This is a genomic window from Paraoerskovia marina DSM 21750 (genome assembly GCF_000701465.1).
Taxonomy (GTDB): Bacteria; Actinomycetota; Actinomycetes; order Actinomycetales; family Cellulomonadaceae; genus Paraoerskovia; species Paraoerskovia marina.
Map to the genome: position 1 here is coordinate 69248 of NZ_JNIY01000004.1, position 21905 is coordinate 91152.

Consider the following 21905-nt stretch of genomic DNA (forward strand, 5'->3'; position numbering starts at 1 on the left):
GAGCCAGATAGACTCAAGATTGGACTCCAGCGCTTGCAATGCCGAGCGAGGCAGGCTTACCTTGAGTGCAGCAGACTCAACCAGCCCGTTCGGGGTGTCGCACGGTTCTCCGTGCACGACCGCCCGCGGGCCCTGCACCCGAAGCAAACGGAGGATTGACCATGGCACGTGCAGTAGGAATCGACCTCGGAACCACCAACTCGGTGGTCTCCACCCTCGAGGGTGGCGAGCCCACCGTCATCGCGAACGCCGAAGGCGCCCGCACCACCCCGTCCGTCGTGGCGTTCTCCAAGTCGGGCGAGGTGCTCGTCGGTGAGGTGGCCAAGCGTCAGGCCGTCACCAACGTCGACCGCACCATCTCGTCGGTCAAGCGCCACATGGGCACCGACTGGTCGGTCGAGATCGACGACAAGCAGTACTCGGCGCAGGAGATCTCCGCCCGCATCCTCGGCAAGCTGAAGCGCGACGCCGAGGAGTACCTGGGCGAGGCCGTCACCGACGCCGTCATCACCGTCCCGGCCTACTTCAACGACGCCGAGCGTCAGGCCACCAAGGACGCCGGACAGATCGCGGGCCTCAACGTCACGCGTATCGTCAACGAGCCGACCGCGGCTGCTCTGGCCTACGGCCTCGAGCGCGGCAAGGAGGACGAGCTCATCCTCGTCTTCGACCTCGGTGGCGGAACGTTCGACGTCTCCCTCCTCGAGGTGGGCAAGGACGAGGACGAGTTCTCGACCATCCAGGTCCGCGCGACCTCCGGTGACAACCGCCTCGGTGGTGACGACTGGGACCAGCGCATCGTGGAGCACCTCATCAAGCAGGTGAAGAACAACTCGGGCGTCGACCTGTCCAAGGACAAGATCGCGCTGCAGCGTCTGCGCGAGGCGGCCGAGCAGGCCAAGAAGGAGCTGTCGTCCGCGACCAGCACCAACATCTCGATGCAGTACCTCTCCATGTCGGAGAACGGCCCGATCCACCTGGACGAGAAGCTCACGCGTGCGCAGTTCCAGCAGATGACGCAGGACCTGATCGACCGGACCAAGTCGCCGTTCCACGCCGTCATCCGTGACGCCGGCATCTCGGTCAACGACATCGACCACATCGTGCTCGTCGGTGGTTCGACGCGTATGCCGGCCGTGACCGACGTCGTCAAGGAGCTCACCGGTGGCAAGGAGCCCAACAAGGGCGTCAACCCGGACGAGGTCGTCGCTGTCGGCGCCGCCCTGCAGGCCGGTGTCATCTCCGGTGACCGCAAGGACGTCCTGCTCATCGACGTCACCCCGCTCTCCCTCGGCATCGAGACCAAGGGTGGCGTGATGACCAAGCTCATCGAGCGCAACACGGCGATCCCGACCAAGCGCAGCGAGGTCTTCTCGACCGCCGAGGACAACCAGCCGTCGGTCCTCATCCAGGTCTTCCAGGGTGAGCGCGAGTTCGCCCGCGACAACAAGCCGCTCGGCACGTTCGAGCTCACCGGCATCGCGCCGGCGCCGCGCGGTCTGCCGCAGATCGAGGTCACCTTCGACATCGACGCGAACGGCATCGTGCACGTGTCCGCCAAGGACCGTGGCACCGGCCAGGAGCAGTCGATGACGATCACCGGCGGGTCGGCCCTCCCCAAGGAGGACATCGACCGCATGGTGAAGGAGGCCGAGGAGCACGCCGCCGAGGACAAGGCGCGTCGTGAGGAGGCGGAGACCCGCAACCAGGCCGAGTCCTTCGCGTACTCGACCGAGAAGCTGGTCAACGACAACAAGGAGAAGCTCTCCGACGAGGTCGTGACCGAGGTCGAGGCAGACATCGCCGCCGTGAAGACCGCGCTCGAGGGCGAGGACTTCGAGGCCGTGAAGTCGGCGAACGAGAAGCTCATGACGTCGTCGCAGAAGATCGGCGAGGCGCTCTACGCCCAGGAGCAGGCTGCCGGTGAGCAGGCTGCCGCGGGCGACCAGGGCACCGAGACCCCGGAGAACGACGAGGACATCGTCGACGCCGAGGTCGTGGACGACGACACCGAGGGTGACCGCAAGTGACGTCCGCTGACGACACCACCCCCGAGAACGAGCGTCCCGAGGACGAGTCGGCACAGCCCGCGGACGCCGCCGAGCAGGCGGCGTCCGCGGGGGACGCCCCCGAGGGCGACCCCTTGGAGGCACTCGACTTCGAGCCCAGCGAGGAGGCGTCCGAGGACGCCGCCGTGCTGGCCGCGAAGGCTGAGGCCGCGGAGCACCTCGACGCCCTCCAGCGCGAGCGTGCGAGCTTCACGAACTACCGCAATCGTGCGGTGCGTGACAACGCGGCGGCACGGACCCAGGGCGTCCAGGACGTCCTGGCCGGGCTGCTCCCGGTGCTCGACGACATCGAGCGGGCGCGCCAGCACGGCGAGCTCACCGGCCCGTTCGTCGCGATCAGCGACAAGCTGGACGGCGCGCTCGCCAAGTTCGAGATCGAGCGGTTCGGCGCGGTCGGGGACGAGTTCGACCCCAACCTCCACGAGGCACTCATGCACTCGACCGACCCCGAGGCGACGTCCTCGACGGTCAACATCGTGATCGAGCCCGGGTACCGGATCGGGGAGCGTGTGGTCCGCGCGGCCCGCGTGTCCGTCGTCGGGCCCGAGTAGCACCCGCTTCACCGTGCCGAGCATGCGGTCCGCCCCTCGACCCCGGTCCTGAGGGCGGGCCGCCTGCTCGGCCGAGCAGGTGGTGGGCCCGGTCGGGCCCACGGACGAACGTAGAGAGCATGACCGAGGAAAGGAGGCGCCGTGACCGGTCAGGACTGGATCGAGAAAGACTTCTACGCAGCGCTCGGTGTCCCGAAGGACGCCGACGACGCCGCGATCAAGAAGGCCTACCGCAAGCTTGCCCGCACGTATCACCCGGACCACAACCCGGGTGACGACAAGGCGGAGCAGAAGTTCAAGGAGATCGGCGAGGCCTACGCCGTCCTCTCCGACAAGGAGCAGCGCCAGCAGTACGACGGCCTGCGCGCGATGGCCGGTGGCGGCCCTCGCTTCGCAGCAGGCGGCCCGGGCGGCTCCTCGGCCGGGTTCGAGGACATGTTCGGCTCGATGTTCGGCGGCGGCGGGACGCGTCAGCGCTACTCGACGTCGGGTGGCGGCGCGGGCGCCGGCGGGTTCGAGGACATCCTCGGCTCGATGTTCGGCGGCGGCTACGGCGGCGGAGGCCAGGCCGGCTTCCGGCCGAACCCGGCGCAGAAGGGCCGTGACGTCCAGGCGTCGACGACGATCGACTTCCGCCAGGCGGTCGAGGGCACGACGCTCTCGCTGAACGTCAACGGCCGCAAGGTCAACGCGAAGTTCCCCGCCGGGGTCAAGGACGGGCAGAAGATCCGCCTGCGCGGCAAGGGCCAGCCCGGCACGGGCGGGGGCCCCGCCGGAGACCTCGACATCACCGTCTCGGTGACTCCGCACCCGGTCTTCACGATGGAGGGCCGGAACCTGCGGATGACGCTGCCGATCTCCTTCGTCGAGGCGGCGCTCGGCGCCACCGTGCAGGTCCCGACGTTCGACGGCGGCTCCGTCAAGCTGAAGATCCCGCACGGCACCTCGTCCGGCAAGGTGCTGCGCGTCAAGGGCCGTGGCGTCGTGACGCCGAAGGGCACGGGTGACATGCTCGTGACCGTGCAGGTCGCGGTTCCGCAGAAGCTGTCGAAGGACGCCAAGAAGGCGGTCGAGGCGCTCGCGCAGGCGACCGGCGACGAGGACGTCCGTGAGGGTCTGGCCGAGAGGGCCGGCAGCTAGCCACACGGAGGCAGGACAGAGGCGGGCGGAGGCCCGAGGAGGGAGCGACGTCGTGAGGATCGACCCGGACGCGCCGTTGCTGGCGATCTCGCAGGCGGCAGAGCTGGCGGGCATGCACGCCCAGACCCTGCGGCAGTACGACCGCCTCGGCCTCGTCTCGCCCCGCCGGACGGTGGGGCGCGGACGCCGGTACTCCTACCGCGACGTCGAGCGTCTGCTCGAGGTGCAGCGGCTGAGCCAGGACGAGGGGATCAACCTCGCCGGCATCAAGCGGATCCTCGAGCTCGAGCGCCGCGTCGAGATCCTGGCCGCGCGGGTCGAGGCCCTGCACGCCCGTGTCGAGACGGGCACCCGCGTCTTCGCGACGGGGTCGAGCGGGGAGGCCGTCGCCGTGCCGCGCGGTCGGCGCGGTCGGCGCGAGGTGTCGTCGCGCTCGCTCGTGCTCTGGCGGCCTCCGCAGGAGTAGGGCGCCACCGACGCACGACGGCGAGCCTCCGTTAGCGTCGAAGCTCGTCCAGGAGCGTCTCGGCCTCGGCGAGCGTCGCCGGGAGGGTGATGATGCTGATCCGCGGCGGACGACGCAGGACGGCACTGAGGTGCAGCCGCTCGGTGGCCGACTCGATCTCGCGGCGCGCCGCCTCGGCGATCGCCGCCGCCTCCGACGCCGGGACGAGGATCGCGTAGACCCCGTCACCGATGGACGCGGCCGGGCCGACGGCCGACGCCGCGCGCAGCGCCTCCCCGACCCCCGCCTCGCGGCTGGCACGCTGCCAGAGCGCGACGTGACCGACGGCGACGTCCACGTGGACGAGGGACGACGTCGTCCCGGCGGCCAGGCCGAGAGCGGTGGCGTGGGCGTACGCCTCTCCGAGCCGGACACGGAGGTACTCCGCACTGACGAGTCCCGACGCAGGGTCCCGGACGGCGTCGGACGCACCCGGCTCGATGGCGCCCTCGGCCCATCCCGTGCCCAGGGCGCGGAGGGTGAGGACGTCCGTCTCGGCGCCGACGGCGCGGTACAGGCACAGCAGGTCGTCGATCGCCTCGCCGATGCTCACGCCCGCGACGCCGCGTGCGGTGCCGAGGCGTTCGGCCGCCGCACTGGTGTCGCGGCCGTCGGCGAGCGCCTCGGCGAGTGCGTCGACGGCAGGGTGGTGCCAGTCCCCGGGGCGCAACCAGACGGTCGAGAGCGACTGCCTGCGCCAGTGCTCCCGCACGCGCTCGGCGTCGCTGATTCGGTGCCCCATCGGGTTCTCCATACTGATGAGACGCACGAGAGTGCCGACTATGACGCAAGAACGCGACGCGATCTGCGCGGTACGCGCGGTTTTCCGCTCCGTCGTGGGGTGGAAGGGTGTTCCTGTCAGTTTCGCGACTGAGTATGGTAGGGGAGCGCCTGCTCTGGCGCGACCAAGACGACAGGTAGGCAGATGACGCAGCTCGACACGACGGCGCCCGCCGACGCAGAGCTGATCGCCAGCACCCGAGGTGGCGACCAGGCTGCCTTCGGCGAACTCTATGCCCGCCACAGCGCCGCCGCGCTGGGGGTCGCGCGCCAGTACGTGCCGAACTCCGCCGATGCCGAGGACGTCGTCTCCGAGGCGTTCACCAAGGTGATGCTCGTCCTGCAGAAGGGTGAAGGCCCGGACACGGCGTTCAGGGCCTACCTCTTTACTGTTGTCCGCCGTCTTGCCTTCGACGCCAGCAAGGGGCGTGCGCGGACGCGGCCCACGGACGAGATCGAGACGTTCGAGTCCGCGATGGGTCCGCTCGCCTCCACCGAGGAGCCGATGCTCGAGGGGTTCGAGCGGACGACCGTGGCACGCGCGTTCGAGGGACTGCCCGAGCGGTGGCGGGCCGCGCTCTGGTACTCCGAGGTCGAGGCGATGAGCCCGGCGCAGTTCGCCCCGATGCTCGGCCTCAGCGCCAACGGGGCCGCGGCGCTGACGTATCGCGCTCGTGAGGGGCTGCGTCAGGCCTACCTCCAGCAGCACCTGAGCGAGCCCCCCGGCGATGCCTGCGCGGCGACCGGGGACCTGCTCGGTGCGTACGCGCGTGGAGGTCTGTCGGCGCGGGAGACCGCCAAGGTCGACGCGCACCTGGAGACGTGCGGCGGCTGTCAGGACCTGGTCGTCGAGCTCGGCGACGTCGCGCACGGCATGCGCGGGATCGTTGCACCCCTGGTCCTCGGGCTCGGAGCGCTCGGCCTGGTCGGGGCGCCGCTCCCGGTCGGCGGTGCGGTCGCAGGAGCCGTCGCGGCAGGTGCTGCCGCCGGTACGGCTGGTGCTGCAGGGTCCACCGGGAGCGGTTCCGCGGGCGGCACGGGCAGTGCCACGGGTGCCGGTGGCGCTGCGGCGGGCGGCGGTGCTGCGGGCGGAGCAGCTGCCGGCGCCGGTACCTTCGCGGGTCTCGCGGCGGCGATCAGCGGGGCGCCCCTGGTGGCTGCCGCGATCGGCGTCGGGATCCTCGCGGTCGCGGGACTCGCTATCGCGGCAGCCACGGGCAACCTCTTCGGGGGTGGGGACGACACGTTCGTCGCGCAGAGCGACGAGAGCACGGCCGACGCGGACTCCGGCACCGGTGCTGCGACTGACTCGGACGACCCCGCGACGTCGGACGACGCGGCGACCGATCCCGACGACGCGGCGACGGACGCCACGGAGCCCGACGCGACGTCGCCCTCGAACGTTCCCGTGGTCGACGGGTCAGCGGAGCCGCTCGACTCGGACGGTTCGGGCGCCTTGGACCCTGAGGGTCCGTCGGGGTCGTCCGACGCAGCGACTCCTGCCGGCGGCACCGGATCCGGGACGACGCCCGACACCGACGGCGAACCCGACGTCGATCCGGCCCCGGCGCCGGATCCGGCGGTCGAACCCACGACGGACCCGACGACAGAACCTACGACGGACCCGACAACAGAACCCACGACGGACCCGACGACCGATCCCGTCGCACCGGCGAGCCTCGCGGTGTCGTTCACGCCGCCGACCCAGCTCACGGCCCGCACTCCCACCGACATCGTGATCGACACCGTGAACTCCGGGGGCACCGCGGCGAGCGCGGTGATGCTCGAGGTCGGGCTCCCGGACGGGGTCGACCTGCTGGGCGCCACCTCGAGTGCCGGGACCGCTCTCGGTGTCCCGGTCCTCACCGACGCCGACCTGCGCTGCGGCGAGCCCGGCGGGGACGACGGACGTACCGTCACCTGCCGCATCGGCACGGTGGACGCCCACACGTCGGTGTCGGTGGCACTCCGGATCCAGGCCACGCGTGCCGGGACGTACGAGTTCCGCGCCGCGTACTGGGGCGACGGCCTCGACCGTCGCGACCACCACTTCGACCCGATCTCGGCGGGATACTGGGGGGCCGACGTTTCCGGCGCGTTCTCGTCGCCGACCGTGGCCCTGCAGAACCCGGGCACCGTCGGGGTTCCGCTGTCGGTGGAGAGCACGGGCGACCGGCCGGTCGAGAACGTCGCGGTGGACGTCGACGTGCCGGACGGCCTGCGCGTCGTCGGCGGTGACGGCGCCTGGGACTGCGAGTCGGGCACGGAGGCCGTCACCTGCACCGCGGACGGCACCGTCGAACCGGGCGAGAGCCAGCGCGGTGACGTCCTGCTCGCGAGCGTCGCGGGCGGAGCGACGGCGCCCGCCGGGTTCACCCGGATCGCCGGGTCCGTGACCGCCGAGCAGGCCGACGGGTCGCGCAGCGGGGCCGTCGTCACCGATGCGGCCGACGGCGCGTACGTGGCGGTCGAGGAGCCCTGGAGTCGCGTCGACGTCGAGTACGCGACCGCGTGCACCGACGCGGGTGTCAGCCTGGGAGCGACGGTCCGGTCGACACTGTCCGCAGACCTCGCCGCGCATCTGCAGTACGACCTCGAGGGGAGCGACGCCCGGACGAGTCGCCCAGTCACGGTCGAGGGAGGATCGTCGGCCGAGCTGACGTTCCAGCCGGACGGTGTCTACGACGGCGGAGCAGTCACCGCGGTGGTCGTGGCCGAGATCGCGGGGAGCTCCGTCGAGCACACGCTCGCCGAGCACTCCGTCGCGGCGTGCCCGAGCCCCGAGCCCACGACGGATCCCACGACGGATCCCACGACCGACCCGACGACCGATCCGACGACGGATCCCACGACGGACCCCACGACCGATCCGACGACGGACCCGACGACCGATCCGACCACGGACCCGACGACCGATCCGACCACGGACCCGACGACCGATCCGACCACGGACCCGACGACGGACCCGACGACTGATCCCACGACGGATCCGACCACGGACCCGACGACGGACCCGACGACTGATCCCACGACGGATCCGACCACGGACCCGACCACGGATCCCACGACCGATCCGACCACGGATCCCACGACCGATCCGACCACGGATCCCACGACCGATCCGACCACGGACCCCACGACCGATCCGACCACGGATCCCACGACCGATCCGACCACGGACCCGACCACGGATCCCACGACCGATCCGACGACGGACCCGACGACGGATCCCACCACCGACGCGGCGCTCGAGGTCCTGGTGGCCGCGCCGTCGGAGATGGCGAACCCCGGGTCGGCAGCCGTCGACCTCAGCCTGGCCAACGTCGGCGAGGTCGCTCTCGACGGTGCGGCCGTCGACGTCACCCTGCCGGCCGGGCTGCGACTCGTCGGAGGTTCGCGTGCCTGGGACTGCATCGCGCGCGGAGATGCGGTGACGTGCCAGACCCGGGGTGACCTGGGGCCGGGCGACTCGGTCGAGGGGACGTTCACCGTCGCCTCTGTCGCCGACCCGTCGGGGGCGCCCGTGCTCGGCGCGGGGGTCGTGCAGATCGGCGTCACCGCATCCGCGCTCGAGGGAGCCGCGACGGACGACGACTCGACCGATCTGGCGATCGCCGAGCCCTGGAGCGGACTTGGTCTCGGTGCGGTCGAGGCCCGGTGCACCGACGGAACGGCGTCCCTGATCACGGATCTCGTGTCCACGACGGACGTCGACGGCACGGCCACTCTCGCCTTCACTCCCGCGGATCGCGCCTCGCGCGACGGCGACACCGTCGCGTTCAGCGGCACGGCAGGCGCGGGCTCGGAGGAGGCCGTCCGCCTGACGCTCAACGAAGGGGCCGGGCACCCGGCCGGGGACGTCGCCGTCCGGACCGAGATCGAGGTTGCGGACCAGGTGTTCACCCTGACCTCGCCGGTCGGGTCCGTCGAGGCGGCCGACTGCGCCACGGGCGCGCTCGTGGAGGTCGGGGACGTGCTGGCGTCCGAGGACCCCGCCACCGGGAACCTGACGCTCTCGACGGTGGTGACGAACGTCAGCGGGTTCCAGGTCGGCGTCGAGCCGCGCCTGGGCGACGTGACCCTCGACGGGTTCGTGCTCGAGCCGGGGGAGTCGCGCGACGTCGTCCGTGCGACGGGAAGCTCCGCCGCACCCGGCGCGCTGACGCTCTCGACCTGGTGGGTGGACGCACAGGGCGACACCGGCGAGCCGACGGACGCGGAGTATGTGACCGGCGATCTGGGACTCTCGGACTGGTCGACGACCGCGAGCGTGACCGCTCAGTGCGGGCGCGAGGGCGTCATCTACGTCGGGGAGCTCCGCAACGACTCGACGCGGACGATGGCGACGCGCATGACCATGCACTACCCGGGGGCCGACTACGTGCAGTCGGCGAACGCCGAGACGCTTCGACCCGGCGAGTCGGGCACGTTCACCATCGAGACGCCGCTGCGCGCGTCGGAGGAACGTTGGGTGTCGTTCCGCCTGAACCGCACTGCCCTCGGAGGCGGCGGGAGCACGGCGTCCGCCGAGGCCCCGGCGATCGAGTGCCGCACGTTCTCCCCGACGGCCGAACTGACGGTCGGCGACCGACCCGCCCCCGAACCGGTCGGTGTCCGCCTCGTCGATGTCTCGGTGACGATCGACAACTCAGCCTCTGTCGGGGAGGCCGGACAGTTCACGATCAGTGGCGGGTCCGCGCGCCCGATGGACGTCACGGTCGCCGCCGGCGAGATCGGGGCCTTCTCGGTCGGGAAGGTCGGAACCGAGGGAACCGTCGTGACCGTCACCGGGACCGACGGGTCGGAGACCTGGGAGTCTGGGGACCTCGTCCTCGAACCGTGGACCCCGCAGTGCGCCGACGCGTGGACGTTCCGCTTTTGGGACGAGTTCGGGTACGAGGAAGGAGACCTGGTGTCTCATCGGGGAGCCAACTACGAACTCCTCACGTCGGGACTGGGCTTCCTCTCCCCGAGTCCCTGGTTGCCCTGGGTGTGGGAGAAGATCGAGACGTGCTCCTGACGGTCGTCGCGGCGTTCGCCAGAGCCGGCGCACGACGCGGGGGAGGAGCGCCGGGCGCGACGGCCGCGCGTCAGCTCGGGTTGGCGATCCGGTAGACCGCGTCGTCGATCCGCACGTCGCCGCCGGTGAGCTCCAGGGTCTTGCCCTCGGTCCCGGGGACGTGCAGGATCTCGCCGATGGTCACCGCGACGTCGTCGCGCGTCACGTCACCGCGCTCGACGCTCTCGGCGAGCGTGACCTTTCCGGTCCCGGTCTCGTCGGTGAGTCGACCCGGGCGGAGGATCGTGAGGTCGAGGGTGTCGCGCGCGACGAGGTCGGACTCGGCCGCCGCCTTGGCGCGCAGGTACGCGACGAAGGTCTCGTCGGCGCCGTCGGGAGTCTTGCCCCCGCGGACGGAGTCGACCCCCATCGAGGAGACGAGCAGGTAGCGACGGACTCCGGCGATCTCGCAGGCGTCGGCCAGCAGCACGGCACCGGCCCGGTCCACGGTGTCCTTGCGGGCGATCGTGCTGCCCGGCCCGGCACCGGCGGCAAAGACGACGGCGTCGGCGTCCTTCAGCGCGTGGGCGATCTCGGCGGCGTCGTCCTGCTCGAGGTCGAGCATGGCGACGGTGGCGCCGAGGTCGGTGACGTCGAGGATCTGTGAGGCGGAGCGGACGAGGCTGACGACGGCGTCGCCGCGTTCGATCAGTGCTTGTGTGAGGCGGAGGCCGATCTGCCCGTGGCCTCCGGCGATGACGATGCGCATGTGCAGAAACTATCCGCGCAGGCGTGTCCCCGCGCGGTGAGGGATGCCGCCGTGGTGAGCGGCACGTCCGGTCCCTCGAACGACCTGGACGTCGGGCCCGAGCCCGTAGCCGACGCCGCGGACCGTGCGGACGGCGTCGAGGCCGAGCTTGGTGCGGAGTCGGCCGACGTGGACGTCGACCGTCCGGGTGCCGGCGCGGAGCCGCTCGCCGCGCCAGACGGTCGCGAGCAGGTCGTCGCGGCTGGCGACACGGCCGGGGGCCGCGGACAGGAAGTTGAGCAGGTCGACCTCGCGCTGCGTGAGGGGGTGCTCGACGCCGTCGACGGTCGCGATCCGCTCGTCCACGGCGATGCGGACGAGGGGGATGCCGATCGACGCGAGGCGGTCGAGGAAGTCCTGGTGGCTGATGCGCGGGGTGACAGGGGCAAGCGTGGTCATGATGTCTCCGTTGGGGGGTCGCGAGCGCACGGTGGGCTCGGCGGTGCCGACGGCTGGCGTCGGCGGGGTCAGGGCTGGGTCAGGCCTGACAACAGAGACACATACACATCGAGGGCAGCGCGACGGGGCGCGCTGTGCTCCGATGTGTGGTCATGAGGGCAGCATGCCACCACGAGACGGCATCTGCCAAGGGGTGAACGCGAACTCGTCCGAGATTCGAAACTTCCCGCTCGAATGCTTCGGAATGCCCGAAAGGGCGGGCGGGTCAGACGATGCCGTAGAGGCGGTCCCCGGCGTCACCGAGGCCCGGGACGATGTACGCGTTCTCGTCGAGCTTCTCGTCCACGGCGGCGACGACGAGCTCGACGTCGGCACGGTCGCCGACGGCGGTGCTCAGCACCTCGATGCCCTCGGGGGCGGCCAGGAGGCAGACGGCGGTGACGTGCCGCGCGCCGCGCTCCAGGAGGTAGTCGATCGCGGCGACGAGCGTCCCGCCCGTGGCGAGCATCGGGTCGACGAGGAAGCAGTGACGGTCCGTGAGGTCGTCCGGGAGCCGATTGGCGTACGTGACGGCCTCGAGCGTCTCCTCGTCGCGCTGCATGCCCAGGAACCCGACCTCGGCGGTCGGGAGCAGCCGGGTCAGGCCGTCGAGCATCCCGAGGCCTGCGCGCAGGATCGGGACGACGAGCGGCATCGGCTCGGCGATCCGGACGCCCACGGTCGGGGCGACGGGTGTCTCGATCTCGTGCGGCTCCGTCTTCACGTCCCGGGTCGCCTCGTAGGCGAGGAGCGTCACGAGCTCGTCCACCAGCTGGCGGAAGTTCGGTGACGGGGTGTTGATGTCTCGCAGGACGGTTAGCTTGTGGGCGACGAGGGGGTGGTCGACGACGTGGACGCGCATACCGACGAGCCTACTCGGCCGACGCCCTCGGAGCCGTGTCGGGCACCCGTCAGGGACTCGTTCGGTCGTCCTGTCTCGCGGGAGAGCGCCTGGGGCACCAGAGTCTGAGACTCTGGGGCGGTGAGCGAGAACGAGCCCGACGCGCCGGGCCTCTCCCTGCCCTGGGCCGCCGACACGTTTCCCCCGGTGACGCTCGCCGCGCGCCGCCAGGTCTGGGACGCCCTGATGGGCCTGGCGCTGCACGAGGCGACCCACGCCCTGGCGTCCGACGACGTCCCGGTCGGTGCGCTCGTCGTCGGACCGCGGGGCACGCTGCTGGGGGTGGGGCACAACCGGCGCGAGGAGGGCGGGGACCCGACCGCGCACGCCGAGGTGCTCGCGATCCGCCAGGCGGCCGCCACGCTGGGGAGCTGGCGCCTCGAGGGGTGCACGTTGATCGTGACGCTCGAGCCCTGTGCGATGTGCGCGGGTGCGATCACGCTCGCCCGGATCCCCCGGGTCGTGCTCGGGGCCTGGGACCCCAAGGCGGGAGCGACCGGATCCGTGTGGGACCTGGTGCGCGACCGCGCCGTCCTGCACACCGTCGAGGTGATCGGCGGGGTGCGTGAGCAGGAGTGCGGCGACCTCCTGCGCGGATTCTTCGAGGAACGCCGGTGAGGCGGTACGCGCCGCTCCTGGCCGCCGTCGTATGGACCGTCTCGGTCCCGCTGGTGTGGTGGTGGGGGCGGTGGCTCCAGGACCAGGACGAGGTGCTGCTGCTCGGCGGAGCACCGCCCTTCGCCGGTCTGCGGATCACCGAGGCCGGGTGGGGAACCCTCGCCGCCGTCGGCGTCGCGGCCCTCGTGGTCTGGCGCGGGCCACGACTGGCACGGACGCTGCGGTGGGGCGTCCTGCTCGCCGTCGGGTGGGCGACCGCTCTCGCGTGGACACTGGCGCTGGGCGCCTCCGTGCGGTGGTCGGACCTGACCGAGCCGCTGACGAACGAGAACGACTACCTGCCGGCCGTGCCCGGTGCCTCCGCCGATCCGAGCGGGTTCCTCGCGACCCTGCAGTCGGACCCGATGAGCTACCCCGTGCACGTCCGCGGGCACCCGCCGGGCTTCACCCTGCTGCTCGCCGGGATGGACCGGGTGGGCCTCGGCGGCGCCGGCTGGGCCGCGGCGCTCGTGATCCTCGCCGGGACCTCCGCCGTCGTCGCCGTCGCGCTCACCATCCGGTTGCTCGGCGGTGCCGCGGGGGAGCGCACCGCGCGCGCGGCGATGCCGGCCGTCGTCCTCGCGCCGTCCGCGATCTGGGTCGCGACGTCCGCCGACGCCTTCTACGCGGGCGTCCTCGCCTGGGGCACCGCGCTGCTCGCCGTCGGCACGACGTCGCGCGGACGAGCGCGCTGGGCCGCCGTCGTCGGGGCCGGGCTGCTCCTCGGGTGGGCACCGTTCCTCAGCTACGGCCTGCTGCACATGGGACTCGTCGTGCTGGCCGTCCCGATCGTCACGCGACGGTGGTGGCCCACCGTCGTCGCGGGTCTGCTCGTGGTGGCCACCCTGGTCGCCTGGGGGCTTGCCGGTTTCTGGCTCTGGGACGGCATCGCCGCGACGCACGAGGCGTGGTCGAACGGGAAGGCGTCCGCGCGACCGTACGGGTACTTCCTCGTCGCGGACATCGTCCTGCTCGGCGCGTTGATCGGTCCCGCCGGTGTCGGCGGGACGGCTCGCTGGCGACGGCTCGACCCTGCGACGGCGTGGCTCGCGGCGCTCGCGATCGTCGCGGCGGCCGCCGGCGCGTTCGGCGGGTTCGAGCGCGGTGAGGTCGAGCGCGTCTGGCTGCCGCTCGCGTGCTGGATCGTCCCCGTCGCCGGGGCGCTCGCGCTCGGCACGGGCACCGGCGAGAGGCCGGGCGACGGCCGCACGTGGCGCTGGTGGCTCGGGGCGCAGGCGGCGACGGCGATCGCGATCGAGACGCTGGTGGTGACTCCGTGGTGAGCCGCGGGCGTACGGCCCGCTCGTTCGTCAGGTGACTGTCAGGGCGGCAGCGGAGGTTTGACCGCGCAGCTCCTCCGAGCGCTCCCTACGATCGCGGTATGGCCAAGGTCGAGGACGAGACGCGTCGGAGCCGCTTGCCGCGCCTGCCGCGGACGGAGGACTTCGCCTCCGCGATCCACGATCCCCGAGTCGTCGCCCGGGTGGGCGTCCTCCTTGGGTCGGCGTTCCTGCTCGTCTTCCTCACGGGCCTCTACTCCCACGTCCACCAGAACCCCGTGGCATGGTTTCCGCTCGGCCCTGACCCCGCCTGGCTGTACCGGGTCACCCAGGGGATCCACGTCGGGGCCGGGATCGCGTGTGTCCCGCTGCTGCTGGCCAAGCTGTACGCCGCCTACCCGGCCCTCTTCGAGCAGCCCCCGGTCCGCGGACCGCTGCACGCGCTCGAGCGGCTCTCGGTCGCGGTGCTCGTCGCGACGGCGACGTTCCAGCTCGTCACGGGTGTGCTCAACACCTTCCAGTGGTACCCGTGGAGCTTCGGGTTCGTCGGGGTGCACTACGCGACGTCGTGGGTGGTGATCGGGTCGCTGCTGATCCACGTGGGCGTCAAGCTTCCGGTGATCGTGCCCGCGCTTCGCGCACGCATCAAGGACGGCGAGATCGTCGACCCGGAGATCGCCGACGAGAGCCCGCTGCCACGCACCCACATCTCCGACGGCGACCTGATGTCGATCCCGGACGGCGACCTCCACCCGGCCGAGGACCGCTCGACCACCGAGGCGACGGCGACGCGGCGCGGGTTCCTCACGGCCGTCGCGGTGACGACGCTCGGCGCCGTCGCCCTGACCGTCGGACAGACCGTCCGCCCCCTCGCACCGCTCTCCGTCCTCGCCCCCCGCGACCCGCGCGTCGGGAGCCAGGGCGTGCCCGTCAACAAGACCGCCGCCTCCGCGCAGGTCACGAGCGACGTCGTCGGACCGGCGTGGAGGCTCGAGCTCGAGGGACCCGACGGCGTCGTCCAGCTCTCGCGGGACGACCTCCTGGCGATGGACCAGCACACGGCCGACCTCCCGATCGCGTGCGTCGAGGGGTGGAGCGCCATGGCGACCTGGCAGGGGGTGCGCGTGCGCGACCTCGTCGAGCGGGCCGGTGGCCGGGTCGGGGACGGCGGGCACGACGTCTCCGTCGCGAGCCTGCAGGTCGGTGGCGCGTACAGCCGGTCGGTCCTGCAGGCGTCCTACGTCGCGTCGGACGACACGCTCCTCGCGCTGCGGCTCAACGGCCAGGACCTCAACCTGGACCACGGGTACCCGGCGCGCATCATCGCCCCCAACCGTCCGGGCGTGCTGCAGACCAAGTGGGTCAACCGCCTCGCCGTGGTCGAACCGGTGATCGCATGATCGCGACACGGTGGGCGCTGTGGGCCGCAGGGGCCGCGATGATCGCGTGGGGCCTGTGGACCGCCTGGGTCCGCGTCCCGCCCGACCAGTGGGTCTCGGTGCTGCTGTGGCTCGCCGGCGGGATCGTGGTGCACGACGCCGTCCTGGCGCCGGTGGCGATCCTGCTGGGACTCGTCATGCTGCCCCGGGTGCCCGAGACGTGGCGGCCCGCCCTGCGTGGTGGCCTCCTGGCGCTGGGCGTCCTCGCTCTGCTGGGCGTCGGTGTCTTCATGGGCGCGGAGGGTCGGCGCAACCCGTCCGTCGTGCCCCAGGACCCGCTCGCCGCGGTACTCGTCGCCGTCGCCGTGGTCGTCGTCGGCGTGGTGATCGGCGGACTCGTGACCACGCGTCGTCGCGCGCGGGCGGTCGGCACCGCCTGACCCGCGGACCTCGGCTCGGCTCAGCGCTGGTGGAGCGTCGTCCGCACCGGGCGACGGAGCGCGACGACCGTCCGCCCGTCCAGGTCCCACTCCTCGCTCAGCCGGAGTCCGACGTCGGCCGCGATGCGGAGCAGGGCACGTGCACCGACGCGAGCCCACGGCATCGGGTGGCTCTCCCGGCCGTCCGGGCCGCGCAGCACCACGGGCGTGGTGTCCCAGACGTCGGGGTCCGGGTCGGTGTCGACCAGGACGAGGCCACCCGGCTCGACGAGCTCGGCGCAGCGCCGCAGGAGCGCCGTCGGGTCGCCCCCGATGCCGACGTTGCCGTCGGCGAGCAGCACCGTCCCCCAGCGGCCCTCGCCGGGCAGAGGACGTTCGACGGCGCGCCGCAGGGCCAGCGCGCCGCGCGACCGCGCCTCGGTCACGGCGCGCGGAGAGACGTCGATGCCGAGGCACGGCACCCCGCGTCGACCGAGTGCTGCCGCCATCCGGCCCGGCCCGCACCCGACGTCGAGCACCGGCCCCTCGCACCGCGCCAGGATCATCTCGTCGACAGCGCTCGTCGGGGCCGCCCACGTCGCCACGTCGAGCAGGCGCGTCTCGGCGGCACCGACCGCGAGGACCGGCACCCCCGAGAGCGCCTGCTCGTACAGGGCCAGCGGATGCACGCGCGCCGAGGCACGGCGCGCGGTCTCCGCCGTGCCCGCCGGCATCGCGGCATCCGTCGTCGTCATCAGGGAAGCATCTCTCCGGGAGGCGTCGTCAGTGCGCGCTCGCGCAGGCCCGACGGCGAGTCGGCGCCGCTCGCCTCGGCCCACGCGGCCGCGAAGAGCGACCCCGGCGCGGACCGGGCGACGGAGCTCGCGTCGTCCGGGTCGTCGACGTCCCGCAGCGTCGGCAGGATCTGGACGCGCAGCCCGAACTCCCGCATCCGCTCGAGCTGGGCGGCACCCGTCGTCGGCTCCGACATCGGCACGCCGTGGAAGAGGCTGGTGTAGAAGTCCTTCAGGCCCTTCGGGAGAACGATCGCCCAGAAGCCGCCGTCCTCGGCCAGGCCCAGCGCGGCGTCGTGCCGGGCCATGTCGACGTCGAGGTACGGGGCGAGTTGCGGGGTGTCCATCCCGACGAGCAGGATCGGACCCTCGAACTCGTAGGCCGTCTCCGCGAACGCACCCGCCAGGCGGCGGTCCAGACCCCCCTCGACCTGCGGGATCACGTGGAAGCCCTCGGGAACCCACGGGCCCGCCTCGCCGTCCAGCACCAGGACGCGCGCGACGTCGGGCACCGCAGCCACGGCGTCCAGGGTGTCCTCGAGCGCGGCGCGGGCCAGATCGGCCGCCTGCTCCGGGGTGAACTCGCCGTGCAGACGCGTCTTGACCCGCCCCGGCTCCGGGGCCTTCGCGAGGACGACGATCGTCCGCACGGGCTCGACCGCGCTCATCGGGCCAGCACCTTCGACATGTCCTGCACGGCTCGCCACGCTCCCAACGGAGTACCCGTCACCTTCGACCTTCCCTTGCGTTGTACGTATGGAACGTCGACCTCGGTCACGGTCCATCCGGCGTCGGACGCCGACACGACCATTTCTAGCGGATAGCCCGAGCGGCGGTCGGTCAGGTCGAGAGCCAGCAGCGCCTCGCGGCGTGCCGCGCGCATCGGACCGAGATCGTGGAGCACGACGCCGGTGCGGCGGCGGGTGCGTCGCGCCAGCTCGCGGTTGGCGAACCGCAGGTGCCACGGCCACGCGCCACGGGCGGCGTCGCGTCGGCCCAGGACGAGGTCCGCTGTGCCGTCCTCGACCGGACCGACGACCTTCGGAAGATCAGCGGGGTCGAGGCTCGCGTCGGCGTCCATGAACGCGACGATGTCGGCAGACGCCGCCTCGAGGCCGGTGTGCGCGGCAGAGCCGAAACCCTTGACATCGGCCGTCACGACCGTGGCGCCGTGGGCGCGGGCGACGTCCTGCGACCCGTCGGTCGACCCGTTGTCGACGACGATCGCGTGCATTCCCTCCGGCAGCCGCGGCAGCAGCCACGCGAGCCCCTCGGCCTCGTCAAGACAGGGCAGGACGACGTCGGCCCGCACCGCGGTCGGGGCGGGCTGCGCGTGATGCTCGGGCACGGAGGTCTCGGTCACGATCTCGACGGTAGGCGGCCGCAGGCGTGTTCGCTCGCTGTTCGGGGCTGACGATCGGCTGACGGCCCGAGGCCGGGCTGTGGACAACGCAAAGGTTGACGTCCGGTTCTCCGCTAGCCTGCCTGACGAATCGGACAGTGGGGGCAGAGGGAATCGTGGCGGATCTCGACGTGCACGACGAAGGGCTGGACGGCGCATACCGGCACCTGCGGGCTGCTGCGGAGGCGACGGTGCTCGGGGATGCGACGCCATCCGGTGCTCTCGGCACGCCGAGCGTGGCGGCGGCATTCGAGGATCTGGATGAGTTGTTGCGGGGCGCGGGGATCGAGGTGGCGGAGGTCGTGGCCGGGCTCGCGACCGCGATGTCGGGGATCCAGGCCCGGTTCGCCGAGGAGGACCGCCTGTTGGGACAGGCTGCGGGGTGAGCGTGGCCGGTGGTCTGGACGGTGATCCGGGGGCGGGTGACGTGCTCGGTATCCGTGCGGCGGCGTTGCGGTGGCGCGAGCAGCGTCGGCGGCTGCTGGACCGCCAGGACGATCTCGCACTGGCCGGAGGCCGGCTGGCCACGATGCGCGGGCAGGCGGTGGACGCCGTGGCAGAGGAGACGCTGACGGTCCAGGGGCTGATCGATCCGTTGGTGCAGGCTCTTGCCGACGGTGCCGATCTCGTGGACGTTCATGCCGATGCGGTCGAGGAGTACGCGCGCCGGGCCGGTCTTCTGGTCGAGGCGGAGGCGAGTGCGCGGTCCGAGGCCGTCCATGCCCATGGGCGTGCGGTGGACGAGGCGACGTGGTGCAACCCGCCGGCGGTGCTGCCGGGGGACTGGTGGCAGCGGCCGTGGTCCTACCCGCTCGACCCGCCCGCCTCGTTCTACACCTGGCTCGCGGCGATCGACACCCTCGAGCAGGTGCACGCCGACTGGGCAGCACTGTGTACGGAGCGCGAGGACTGGGACCACGACGTCGTCTCCCGGTTGGGCGCGGTCGCGGACCCGCCCACGGTCCGGGCTCTCGGTGGCGGGTGGGGCAGCGAACTTGCTCAGGCCGGGCGCCGAGCGGCGGACCTCGCGGCGGCGCTCGACGCCGGGGAGGCCGCCGCGGCGCTGACCGAGCGGATCGTGTCCGGGACGTTGGGCGTGGAGGAGCGTGCGGCTGCTGTCGCGCAGCTCGAGGTGTTGCTGGCCGACCAGGGCCAGAGGGACGGCTTCGCCGATGCGTTCTTCGCCCGCACCGACCTGGAGGAGACCGCGAGCCTGTTCGCGGTGGTCTCGCCGGTGGGAGTCTCGGCGGCAGGAGCGACCCTGCGCCTTGCCTTCGGGACGTGGGCACAGGGACTGGCCCGGTCTGACCAGGAGGAACTCGGGCACGCGATGTGGGCGCGTCAGTCGACCTCGCGCGCGCCGGCATCAGAGCTCATCGCACTGATCGGCTCGCCGACCCTTCCTGCCGACGTGCTTCTCGGGGCGGCCCGGGCTCATCACGACTCGGAGTACGCACCCACGGATGCCATTCCGACTGCTGAGGGCGTGCACGCGTTCGCCGTCGCGACGCTCGTCGGGCTTACCGAGCATCCCGAGTCTCTTCGGTCCTTCCTCACGCCGGAGAGCGACGCGGAAGCGCAGGAGCGCATCGCCACGTGGTCCACGCTCCCGCATGGCGATCTCGCGTTTGCCACGGCCTACGCCGAAGCCGTCACCACCGCGCAGAGGCCAGCCGAGTATGACGCTGCGACACGCCTCGTCACCCTGGCCACACCGGTCCTCGCCGACACGGGCTTCACGGGCAGCGACGAAGCGGTGGCGCAGCTGACCCGCGCATACCGCCGCGACTTCCTCGCGATCGGCGCCGAGGACAACGTGCGGGACTCGCTCGACGGAAACGAACTCGCGGACCTTGAGATGGTCGACGTGAGTCGGCTCGTCGCGGCGACCTCGAAGACGCCGGAATCGGCGGCGGCCTGGACCGCGCTGAATGCCACGGCGATCGCCGATCACGGCTCAGGAAGCGAAAGCTGGAGTGAATCTCAACGCCGTGCTTCTGCGGCTCATGCGATGAAGAGTTCCGGTCTTGTCGTTGGTGCGATCCAGGGGGGATTCATCGCCCAAGGAAGGTCTGATGATGAGGCCGCCGCGTTCGTGGTGACTGCCGTCGCTGCCGGAATCTCTATCGCTACTCTGCCAGCGGGTCTTGCGGCAGGGGCGGTCGCGACGGCCGGTGGAGTCGGGCTATCGGTCGGAACTGGTCTTGTCGACAACGAGGGTCAGGCGATTCGAGAAGCCAGAACCGAGGTCGAGAGGTCACAAGAGGCATACATGCATATTGCTCGGGCGAGTTTCGACGCAGACGAGCTTGACCGCGGTCCACAGATCGAAGTCATGGCTGACGCCTTCTACAAGGGTGCCTCGGAAGGGGCGGATATATGGCAGACATACTGACCGCGCGCGCACTGCTCATGGCAACAGTCGTGACTGTCGCGCTGTCCGGCTGTGGCGCTGGTGAACCGCGCTGGCAGTTGGATGCCCAGGACCTGGGCGTCGAAGTGGACACGGTTCCTTTTGACGACCAAGACGACAATCTGCTCGACGATCTGACTTGCGGAATCGGGGACGAGTCCTGGAGCGAGGCAAAAGTGCGGTGGTCAACCGAAGCGGAGGTGTCCCAGTACCGTGGCCAGCAGATTGCCATTCAGATTTTCGTCGTGCCTTACAACGCGGATCACGCTCAGACTCGGGAGGCTGTCGTCGCACCCGGAAGTGCCCTGAGAAGTCCGAGAACTGCGATGAGCTATTGCGCGGCAGCGATGGAACGTTCTGACTACGAAAGTCGTTCCGAGATCGTTGGTTTTGACATGGTGGGTGATGCTTCAGAAGTGGCGATATCCGCCGACGGAGACCCGTCGAGTTCTAGCGAGCCGCTCGGATGGTCGGAGCACGCTGAGGGACCGTTCAAGAACCCTGATCTGCTCATCATCGACGGCATGGAGGATCGGTACGCCGAGGGGTACTACGCGATGGTGGGTGACACCTACGTCGGCGTCCATGTGGTCTCGTCGGTCGAGCCTGAGGTCTCGGCCGAGCAGGTGATGGACGTGATGCGGGAGAAGCTCGAGGCCGATCCGCCCGAGGCGCGCTACGCGGGCGGCGAGGTCAGCCGGTAGTCAACGCTGCGGGGTCGGCGCCTGCGCCGCGCAACGTCGCGCGCGCAGCCTCGAGCGCCCGGTCGTACGCCGCGTCGTCGTCGTGCAGCAGTGCCGTGTCGTTTGCGTACGCGTAGGCGGCCGAGAGCTGGAACGCGAGGAGCTCCGCATCGGCGCCGGCGTCAAGGTCGCCGCGCTCGACGGCGTCCGTCGTCAGTGTCTGGATGTGCTCGGACCAGGAGTCCAGGGCGTCACGGATCGTGTCGCGCAGCGTCCCGGGCCGGGCGTCGTACTCGCTCGCCACGGTGCGGAAGAAGCACCCGCCGCGGAACACGCGTCGTCGTGAGTGGTCCACCCATGCGCAGTAGGTCGACCAGAGTCGCGGCAGGCCGCGGGGCGCGTCGATGCCGCGCTGGAGCACGTCGACGACGAAGACGTCGCGAGCGCGCGCGACGGTCGCGAGCTGTAGGCTCTCTCGGCTGGCGAAGAGCCCGGCGACGCCGCTCTTGGAGGCTCCGACGGCGTCGGCGAGGCGCGCGAGCGAGAGCGCGTCCAGGCCTTCGACCGACGCGACCTGGACGGCCTCGTCGAGGACGGTTCGGCGTGAACGCTCGCCGCGCAGCCGTCGCCCGTCGGCGGTTGGGGGTCCGCTGCTTGTGGTCACCACCGGATAAGCGTACGGTCGTG

General features: G+C 71.6%; 20 protein-coding genes. 12 read left to right on the top strand and 8 right to left on the bottom strand.

Features of this window, described 5'->3' with window-relative positions:
• The first annotated feature begins 161 nt into the window (after nt 1–161).
• The 4 genes from dnaK (at nt 162) to Q343_RS0106400 (ending at nt 4226) form a co-directional block, all read left to right on the top strand.
• On the top strand, nt 162–2030 hold the full coding sequence (dnaK, locus tag Q343_RS0106385) for a molecular chaperone DnaK (protein WP_029252767.1): 1869 nt from the start codon (nt 162–164) through the stop codon (nt 2028–2030).
• The gene (grpE, locus tag Q343_RS0106390; protein WP_052366957.1) at nt 2027–2620 is read left to right on the top strand and encodes a nucleotide exchange factor GrpE; all 594 of its coding nucleotides are present in this window, start codon (nt 2027–2029) and stop codon (nt 2618–2620) included. Before dnaK ends, grpE begins: the two co-directional genes overlap by 4 nt.
• A gap of 141 nt (nt 2621–2761) precedes the next feature.
• On the top strand, nt 2762–3760 hold the full coding sequence (locus tag Q343_RS0106395; protein WP_029252769.1) for a DnaJ C-terminal domain-containing protein: 999 nt from the start codon (nt 2762–2764) through the stop codon (nt 3758–3760).
• A gap of 58 nt (nt 3761–3818) precedes the next feature.
• A complete protein-coding gene (locus tag Q343_RS0106400) occupies nt 3819–4226 on the top strand; it encodes a heat shock protein transcriptional repressor HspR (RefSeq protein ID WP_029252770.1) in 408 nt (135 codons plus the stop codon).
• Nucleotides 4227–4257: 31 nt separating this feature from the next.
• Here Q343_RS0106400 and Q343_RS0106405 read toward each other — a convergent pair whose 3' ends face one another.
• The gene (locus Q343_RS0106405) at nt 4258–5007 is read right to left on the bottom strand and encodes a hypothetical protein (protein ID WP_052366958.1); all 750 of its coding nucleotides are present in this window, start codon (nt 5005–5007) and stop codon (nt 4258–4260) included.
• A 183-nt stretch (nt 5008–5190) separates the two neighbouring features.
• Here Q343_RS0106405 and Q343_RS14475 point away from each other — a divergent pair, with 183 nt between their 5' ends.
• On the top strand, nt 5191–10065 hold the full coding sequence (locus tag Q343_RS14475; protein WP_052366959.1) for a sigma-70 family RNA polymerase sigma factor: 4875 nt from the start codon (nt 5191–5193) through the stop codon (nt 10063–10065).
• A 70-nt stretch (nt 10066–10135) separates the two neighbouring features.
• On the opposite strand, the gene Q343_RS0106420 is transcribed toward Q343_RS14475, so the two are convergent.
• The 3 genes from Q343_RS0106420 to upp all read right to left on the bottom strand — a co-directional run bounded on the left by Q343_RS0106420 (nt 10136) and on the right by upp (nt 12152).
• On the bottom strand, nt 10136–10813 hold the full coding sequence (locus tag Q343_RS0106420) for an SDR family oxidoreductase (RefSeq protein ID WP_029252773.1): 678 nt from the start codon (nt 10811–10813) through the stop codon (nt 10136–10138).
• Nucleotides 10814–10822: 9 nt separating this feature from the next.
• Complete coding sequence (locus tag Q343_RS14480; protein ID WP_052366960.1) at nt 10823–11251, bottom strand: winged helix-turn-helix domain-containing protein; 429 nt, start codon at nt 11249–11251, stop codon at nt 10823–10825.
• Nucleotides 11252–11516: 265 nt separating this feature from the next.
• Nucleotides 11517–12152 carry a uracil phosphoribosyltransferase gene (gene upp, locus Q343_RS0106430; RefSeq protein WP_029252775.1) on the bottom strand — a complete coding sequence of 212 codons (636 nt, stop codon included), beginning with the start codon at nt 12150–12152 and terminating at the stop codon, nt 11517–11519.
• A 225-nt stretch (nt 12153–12377) separates the two neighbouring features.
• Here upp and Q343_RS0106435 point away from each other — a divergent pair, with 225 nt between their 5' ends.
• From Q343_RS0106435 to Q343_RS0106450, 4 genes are all read left to right on the top strand, one after another.
• Nucleotides 12378–12809, top strand: coding sequence for a nucleoside deaminase (locus tag Q343_RS0106435; protein ID WP_029252776.1), 432 nt, complete (start codon nt 12378–12380; stop codon nt 12807–12809).
• Entirely contained in the window at nt 12806–14131 is a 1326-nt protein-coding gene (locus Q343_RS0106440; RefSeq protein ID WP_029252777.1) for a hypothetical protein, read from the top strand. Before Q343_RS0106435 ends, Q343_RS0106440 begins: the two co-directional genes overlap by 4 nt.
• 98 nt (nt 14132–14229) lie before the next feature.
• A complete protein-coding gene (locus Q343_RS0106445; RefSeq protein ID WP_029252778.1) occupies nt 14230–15528 on the top strand; it encodes a molybdopterin-dependent oxidoreductase in 1299 nt (432 codons plus the stop codon).
• Nucleotides 15525–15947, top strand: coding sequence for a hypothetical protein (locus Q343_RS0106450; RefSeq protein ID WP_029252779.1), 423 nt, complete (start codon nt 15525–15527; stop codon nt 15945–15947). Before Q343_RS0106445 ends, Q343_RS0106450 begins: the two co-directional genes overlap by 4 nt.
• A gap of 20 nt (nt 15948–15967) precedes the next feature.
• Here Q343_RS0106450 and Q343_RS0106455 read toward each other — a convergent pair whose 3' ends face one another.
• The 3 genes from Q343_RS0106455 to Q343_RS0106465 are packed head-to-tail and all read right to left on the bottom strand — an operon-like array spanning nt 15968 to nt 18083.
• Entirely contained in the window at nt 15968–16681 is a 714-nt protein-coding gene (locus Q343_RS0106455) for a class I SAM-dependent DNA methyltransferase (protein WP_052366961.1), read from the bottom strand.
• Nucleotides 16681–17388, bottom strand: a complete 708-nt coding sequence (locus Q343_RS0106460; protein ID WP_052366962.1) for a TIGR04282 family arsenosugar biosynthesis glycosyltransferase — start codon at nt 17386–17388, stop codon at nt 16681–16683. The genes Q343_RS0106455 and Q343_RS0106460 overlap by 1 nt, the downstream gene beginning before the upstream one ends.
• Nucleotides 17385–18083 (bottom strand): glycosyltransferase family 2 protein, encoded by a 699-nt coding sequence (locus tag Q343_RS0106465; RefSeq protein ID WP_248616766.1) that lies wholly within the window; start codon nt 18081–18083, stop codon nt 17385–17387. Before Q343_RS0106465 ends, Q343_RS0106460 begins: the two co-directional genes overlap by 4 nt.
• 155 nt (nt 18084–18238) lie before the next feature.
• Here Q343_RS0106465 and Q343_RS0106470 point away from each other — a divergent pair, with 155 nt between their 5' ends.
• Genes Q343_RS0106470 through Q343_RS0106480 form a run of 3 tightly spaced genes read left to right on the top strand, consistent with a single transcriptional unit; the run spans nt 18239 to nt 21239 of the window.
• Nucleotides 18239–18508 (top strand): hypothetical protein, encoded by a 270-nt coding sequence (locus Q343_RS0106470; protein WP_162175466.1) that lies wholly within the window; start codon nt 18239–18241, stop codon nt 18506–18508.
• Nucleotides 18505–20517: a hypothetical protein gene (locus tag Q343_RS13885; protein WP_155990659.1), complete on the top strand. Its 2013-nt coding sequence runs from the start codon at nt 18505–18507 to the stop codon at nt 20515–20517. Before Q343_RS0106470 ends, Q343_RS13885 begins: the two co-directional genes overlap by 4 nt.
• Nucleotides 20502–21239, top strand: coding sequence for a hypothetical protein (locus tag Q343_RS0106480; RefSeq protein WP_029252784.1), 738 nt, complete (start codon nt 20502–20504; stop codon nt 21237–21239). The genes Q343_RS13885 and Q343_RS0106480 overlap by 16 nt, the downstream gene beginning before the upstream one ends.
• Here Q343_RS0106480 and Q343_RS0106485 read toward each other — a convergent pair.
• Nucleotides 21229–21885, bottom strand: a complete 657-nt coding sequence (locus Q343_RS0106485; RefSeq protein ID WP_029252785.1) for a TetR family transcriptional regulator C-terminal domain-containing protein — start codon at nt 21883–21885, stop codon at nt 21229–21231. The genes Q343_RS0106480 and Q343_RS0106485 overlap by 11 nt on opposite strands.
• Nucleotides 21886–21905: the final 20 nt, after the last annotated feature.

Coding starts and splice junctions, on each gene's coding strand:
- dnaK (WP_029252767.1), top strand. CDS start 162: ATGGCACGTGCAGTAGGAATCGACCTCGGAACCACCAACTCGGTGGTC.
- Q343_RS0106405 (WP_052366958.1), bottom strand. CDS start 5,007: ATGGGGCACCGAATCAGCGACGCCGAGCGCGTGCGGGAGCACTGGCGC.
- Q343_RS14475 (WP_052366959.1), top strand. CDS start 5,191: ATGACGCAGCTCGACACGACGGCGCCCGCCGACGCAGAGCTGATCGCC.
- Q343_RS0106420 (WP_029252773.1), bottom strand. CDS start 10,813: ATGCGCATCGTCATCGCCGGAGGCCACGGGCAGATCGGCCTCCGCCTC.
- Q343_RS14480 (WP_052366960.1), bottom strand. CDS start 11,251: ATGACCACGCTTGCCCCTGTCACCCCGCGCATCAGCCACCAGGACTTC.
- upp (WP_029252775.1), bottom strand. CDS start 12,152: ATGCGCGTCCACGTCGTCGACCACCCCCTCGTCGCCCACAAGCTAACC.
- Q343_RS0106435 (WP_029252776.1), top strand. CDS start 12,378: ATGGGCCTGGCGCTGCACGAGGCGACCCACGCCCTGGCGTCCGACGAC.
- Q343_RS0106445 (WP_029252778.1), top strand. CDS start 14,230: ATGGCCAAGGTCGAGGACGAGACGCGTCGGAGCCGCTTGCCGCGCCTG.
- Q343_RS0106450 (WP_029252779.1), top strand. CDS start 15,525: ATGATCGCGACACGGTGGGCGCTGTGGGCCGCAGGGGCCGCGATGATC.
- Q343_RS0106455 (WP_052366961.1), bottom strand. CDS start 16,681: ATGACGACGACGGATGCCGCGATGCCGGCGGGCACGGCGGAGACCGCG.
- Q343_RS0106460 (WP_052366962.1), bottom strand. CDS start 17,388: ATGAGCGCGGTCGAGCCCGTGCGGACGATCGTCGTCCTCGCGAAGGCC.
- Q343_RS0106480 (WP_029252784.1), top strand. CDS start 20,502: ATGGCAGACATACTGACCGCGCGCGCACTGCTCATGGCAACAGTCGTG.